Below are 3,796 nucleotides of genomic sequence, written 5' to 3'. Positions count from 1 at the left end.
GCCCAGGGCGCCGCCGATCTGCCGATTGCCATCGCGAGCATCCTGGATACGCTGGTTGGCCGCCAGGCCTGGCTTGATCAGTTGCCGATAGGTTTTCAGCGCGCGAGCACTGATCAGCATGCCTTCGATCAGCAGATGGGGCAGTTGCTCCATCAGCATGCGGTCTTTCCAGGTGTTCGGCTCCATTTCATCCGCGTTGCACAGCAGGTAGCGGATGTTGATGGATTCGTCCTTGGGCATCAGGCCCCACTTCACGCCCGTGGGGAAGCCTGCACCGCCGCGGCCCTTGAGGCCGGAGTCTTTCACGGTCTGGACGATGTCGTCCTGGGCCATGTCGGCGAAGGCCTTGCGCGCAGCGGCGTAACCGTTCTTGGCCTGGTATTCGTCGAGCCATACGGCTTCGCCGTCGTCACGCAGACGCCAGGTGAGCGGGTGAGTCTCGGCCGAACGCTTGATGCGGTTGGCTGGACCGAAGGAAGTCAGGGTCATACGTAGCCCTCGAGCAATTTGGCAACACCGGCAGGCTGCACATCACCGAACGTGTCGTCATCGATCATCAACGCCGGCGCCTTGTCGCAGTTGCCGAGGCAGCAGACCGGCAGCAGGGTGAAACGACCGTCGGCGGTGGTCTGACCCAGGCCGATGCCCAGCTTGCTCTGGATTTCGCTGACCACCGACTCGTGGCCGCCGATGTAGCAGACCATGCTGTCGCAGACGCGAATGATGTGACGGCCCACCGGTTGACGGAAGATCTGGCTGTAGAACGTCGCCACGCCTTCAACGTCGCTGGCCGGGATGCCGAGGATTTCGCCGATGGCGTAGAGCGCGCCGTCAGGCACCCAGCCACGTTCCTTCTGGACGATCTTCAGGGCTTCGATCGACGCCGCGCGCGGGTCTTCGTAGTGATGCAACTCATGCTCGATGGCCGAGCGCTCGGTTTCGCTCAGGGCGAAACGGTCTGTCAGGATAAGCGTGCTGTTCATGCTTAACGGTCCACGTCGGCCATAACGAAATCGATACTACCCAGGTACGCGATCAAGTCCGCGACCATGCTGCCTTTGATCACCGAAGGGATCTGCTGCAGGTGCGGGAAGCTTGGAGTACGAATCCGGGTGCGGTAGCTCATGGTGCCGCCATCGCTCGTCAGGTAATAACTGTTGATGCCCTTGGTCGCTTCGATCATCTGGAAGGATTCGTTGGCCGGCATGACCGGGCCCCACGAAACTTGCAGGAAGTGCGTGATCAGGGTCTCGATGTGTTGCAGCGTGCGCTCTTTGGGTGGCGGCGTAGTCAGCGGGTGATCCGCCTTGTACGGGCCTTCCGGCATGTTGCGCATGCACTGCTCGATGATCTTGAGGCTCTGGCGCATTTCTTCGACGCGAACGATGCAACGGTCGTAGGCATCGCCATTGGCCGCCAGCGGGATTTCGAATTCGAAGTTTTCGTAGCCGGAGTAAGGGCGAGCCTTACGCAGGTCGAAATCGCAACCGGTGGAACGCAGGCCGGCACCGGTGACGCCCCATTCCAGGGCTTCTTTGGTGTTGTAGGCGGCGACGCCGATGGTCCGGCCACGCAGGATGCTGTTATCCAGTGCGGCTTTCTGGTATTCGTCCAGACGCTTTGGCATCCACTCGACGAAATCCTTGACCAGTTTTTCCCAGCCGCGCGGCAAGTCGTGAGCGACGCCACCGATGCGGTACCAGGCCGGGTGCAGACGGAAACCGGTGATGGCTTCGATCACCGTGTACGCCTTCTGGCGGTCGGTGAAGGTGAAGAACACCGGGGTCATGGCGCCGACGTCCTGGATGTAAGTACCCAGGAACAGCAGGTGGCTGGTGATCCGGAAGAACTCGGCCATCATGATGCGGATGACGTCGACCTTCTCGGGCACCTTGATGCCGGCCAGCTTCTCGACCGAGAGCACGTACGGCAGGTTGTTCATCACGCCGCCGAGGTAGTCGATACGGTCGGTGTACGGAATGAAGCTGTGCCAGGACTGACGCTCGGCCATCTTCTCGGCACCACGGTGGTGGTAACCGACGTCCGGCACGCAGTCGACGATCTCTTCACCGTCCAGCTGCAGAATGATGCGGAACGCACCGTGCGCGGAAGGGTGGTTAGGACCGAGGTTGAGGAACATATAGTCCTCGTTCGCACCGGAACGCTTCATGCCCCAGTCTTCAGGCTTGAAGCGTGCGGCTTCTTCCTCAAGCTGTTGCTTGGCCAGGGTCAGGCTGAACGGGTCGAACTCGGTGGCGCGGGCCGGGAAGTCCTTGCGCAACGGGTGACCTTCCCAGGTCGGCGGCATCATGATGCGGGTCAGGTGCGGGTGACCGGCAAAGTTGATGCCGTACATGTCCCACACTTCACGCTCGTACCAGTTGGCGTTCGGCCAGAGACCGGTAACGGTCGGCACGCTGAGGTCGCTCTCGGACAAGGCGACCTTGATCATTACGTCACTATTACGTTCGATCGACATCAAGTGATAGAACACAGTGAAGTCGGCGCCGCTTGGCAGCCCTTGACGCTTGGTGCGCAGACGCTCGTCCACGCCGTGCAGGTCATAGAGCATGACGTACGGCTTGGGCAGGTTACGCAGGAAGGTCAGGACTTCGACAAGTTTGGCGCGGGCAACCCAAAGCACCGGCATGCCGGTGCGGGTAGGCTGGGCGGTGAACGCCTCCGGGCCAAAACGATTGTTCAGTTCGACGACCACATCCTGGTCGTCTGCCTTGTAAGGCGGGATGTACAGAGCACTGCCTGTAGTCATGGTTATTTATCGCTTTCGGTCAACGTAAAGAATGAAGCCAGTTTCTCGTTTCTTTGTAAGAACAGATCTGGATCAGACTTCGTCGGGGCTGCGCAGGTTGGTTACCTGAATACGCTGTTCGCGGCGCTTTTCCTTTTCGGAAGGCATCTCGGCGCGATAGACGCCTTGATCACCAACGACCCAGGAAAGTGGACGACGCTCCTGGCCAATCGACTCCTGCAACAGCATCAAGCCTTGCAGAAAAGCTTCAGGGCGGGGCGGGCAGCCAGGCACGTAGACGTCCACGGGCAGGAACTTGTCCACCCCTTGAACGACGGAGTAGATGTCGTACATGCCACCGGAGTTGGCGCACGAACCCATGGAGATGACCCATTTAGGCTCGAGCATTTGCTCGTAGAGACGCTGAATGATCGGCGCCATCTTGATGAAGCAGGTACCGGCGATAACCATGAAATCCGCCTGACGCGGCGATGCCCGGATAACCTCGGCGCCAAAGCGCGCGATGTCGTGGGGCGCCGTGAAGGCGGTGGTCATTTCGACGTAGCAGCACGAAAGACCGAAGTTATACGGCCACAGGGAGTTCTTGCGCCCCCAGTTGATCGTGCCGTTGAGCACGTCTTCGAGCTTGCCCATGAAAATGTTTTTGTGGACTTGATCTTCTAACGGATCGGAAACGGTTTCCCGTTTGCCAATCGGATACTGCTCGTTAGGAGCATCGGGGTCGATCCTGGTGAGATTGTATTGCATTGCCAAAGCCTCATTGTTTCAGCTTCGCTTGCCGCTTGCGCCGAGCTTCCGGAGCCCAGTCAAGGGCGCCCACTCGGAATAGGTAGACAAGACCTGCCAACAGAATTGCTATGAAAACGAGAGCTTCGACGAATCCGGTCCAGCCGCTTTCGCGGACGGACACAGACCAGGCAAAGAGAAAAAGGGCTGCGGAACAGGTCTTCGACGAAGCCTGACTGCTGACGGGTCGCGACGCGCATGATCGGCAAGGCCTGGCTGGCGCCCTGATCGAGCCAACGA

The 3,796-nt window shown here is 59.7% G+C and carries 3 protein-coding genes and 3 pseudogenes; all 6 read right to left on the bottom strand.

Going from position 1 to position 3,796, the window contains the following annotated elements:
- A pseudogene (locus ACQKPC_RS30150) lies at positions 1 to 489 on the bottom strand (NADH-quinone oxidoreductase subunit NuoF); the annotation flags it as partial.
- Positions 486 to 983, bottom strand: coding sequence for an NADH-quinone oxidoreductase subunit NuoE (gene nuoE / locus ACQKPC_RS30145; RefSeq protein WP_007905058.1), 498 nt, complete (start codon positions 981 to 983; stop codon positions 486 to 488). The pseudogene ACQKPC_RS30150 and the gene nuoE, both read right to left, overlap by 4 nt.
- 2 nt (positions 984 to 985) lie before the next feature.
- Positions 986 to 2,770 carry an NADH-quinone oxidoreductase subunit C/D gene (nuoC, locus tag ACQKPC_RS30140; protein ID WP_008014895.1) on the bottom strand — a complete coding sequence of 595 codons (1,785 nt, stop codon included), beginning with the start codon at positions 2,768 to 2,770 and terminating at the stop codon, positions 986 to 988.
- Positions 2,771 to 2,842: 72 nt separating this feature from the next.
- Positions 2,843 to 3,517 (bottom strand): NuoB/complex I 20 kDa subunit family protein, encoded by a 675-nt coding sequence (locus ACQKPC_RS30135; RefSeq protein WP_007905053.1) that lies wholly within the window; start codon positions 3,515 to 3,517, stop codon positions 2,843 to 2,845.
- A 10-nt stretch (positions 3,518 to 3,527) separates the two neighbouring features.
- A pseudogene (gene ndhC / locus ACQKPC_RS30130) lies at positions 3,528 to 3,704 on the bottom strand (NADH-quinone oxidoreductase subunit A); the annotation flags it as partial.
- Positions 3,703 to 3,796 (bottom strand): annotated as a pseudogene (locus ACQKPC_RS30125) (DUF2797 domain-containing protein); the annotation flags it as partial. The pseudogenes ndhC and ACQKPC_RS30125, both read right to left, overlap by 2 nt.

Origin of the sequence: Pseudomonas sp. NPDC089918 (assembly GCF_050280605.1) — a bacterium.
Classification (GTDB): Bacteria; Pseudomonadota; Gammaproteobacteria; order Pseudomonadales; family Pseudomonadaceae; genus Aquipseudomonas.
This window is presented reverse-complemented; position numbering and strand designations above follow the sequence as displayed.